The organism is Bradyrhizobium sp. PRIMUS42, assembly GCF_023006515.1.
Lineage (GTDB): Bacteria > Pseudomonadota > Alphaproteobacteria > Rhizobiales > Xanthobacteraceae > Bradyrhizobium.
On sequence record NZ_JALBGZ010001134.1, the window covers coordinates 1 to 1341 of the forward strand.

Here is a 1341-nt window from a genome sequence, read left to right on the forward strand (position 1 = left end):
GGCGAGCGCGGCGTTCGCCCGCTCCAGCGCCCGGCCGGACAGTTCTGGTGTCTGGCCGGCGACCTCGCGCATCTCCTCGATGTTGCCGTTGCAATGCAGGGCCACATCGCAGCCGGCCGCGAAAATCGCGCGGGTTCGCTCCGCGATATTCCCCGACAGCGCGTTCATCGACACGTCATCACTCATTAACAAACCCTGGAACCCGATTGCGCCGCGAATCACGTCAGCAATCATTGTCGCAGATGTCGTCGCCGGATGGGCGGGATCGACCGCGCTAAACACAACATGTGCAGTCATGGCCATCGGCAGATCCGCCAGCGGCTTGAACGCCGCGAAGTCGGTCTGTTCCAGCTCGGCCCTCGGCGTATCCACCGTCGGCAGCTGGAAATGGGTGTCCGCGGTGGCCCGGCCATGGCCGGGAATGTGTTTGAGGACCGGCAGCACGCCGCCCTGCTCCAGCCCTTCGGTGACGGCACGCGCGATTGCCGCGACCTTGCCCGGCTCGGTGCCATAGGCCCGATTCCCGATGACGGCATCGGCGCCGGCCACCGGCACGTCGGCCAGCGGCAAGCAATCCACGGTGATGCCGAGATCGGCGAGATCAGCCGCGATCAGGCGTGCGCTGAGGCGTGCCGCGGTGAGGCCGAGGGCCGAATCAGTGTCGTACAAGGTCGAGAACACGGCGCCCGGCGGGTAGACCGGCCAGTGCGGCGGACCCAGCCGCTGCACCCGTCCGCCCTCCTGATCGATCAGGACAGGCGCGTCGGCGACATCTGCCGCCGTCCGCAATTCCGCAACCAGAGCAGCGACTTGAGCTGGCGTTGCGACATTGCGCTTGAACAGGATGAAGCCCCATGGGCGCTGGTCGCGGATAAACTCCCGCTCGATGGCGGTCAGTTCGGTTCCGGATACGCCGGTAATGAAGGCCCGCGTGCTCATAACGGCCGATTAACCCTGACCCGCGAGGGGGTCAAGGAAACGGCCATTAATTCCTCTGGACGAAGCAGGCGGACAAGCCGGCAGACTTCAGGTTGTTGCAGGCGTGCGTCGCCTCCTCCGCCGAACCATAGGGCCCGGCGAAGGCGCGGTAGACGACTCCCTTGCCCTTGTCGGAGAGGTCCACGCGCTTGATCACCGGCGAACGGGAGCCGAGCACGCTGCCATATTTGCTCTGAAGCACGCGGTACGACGCAGCGGCGCTATCCTCGCTCTGCTGCGAGGAGACCTGCACGATGTAGCCGCCACCGCTGCTGCTCGCGGGCGCGATTTGCGTCGGGGCGGTCGCAGCCATCCGTTGCGGCGGCTCAGTCGCCGGTGCCGATTGCGGCGCCAGCGACATCG

2 protein-coding genes are annotated in these 1341 nt (G+C 66.4%); both read right to left on the minus strand.

The features are described from left to right. Positions 1 to 939 (minus strand): beta-N-acetylhexosaminidase (nagZ, locus tag MOV75_RS38335; RefSeq protein ID WP_247008030.1); only part of this gene is annotated, 939 nt, incomplete at its 3' end. Positions 940 to 985: 46 nt separating this feature from the next. Then, positions 986 to 1341 (minus strand): SPOR domain-containing protein (locus tag MOV75_RS38340; protein WP_247008031.1); only part of this gene is annotated, 356 nt, incomplete at its 5' end.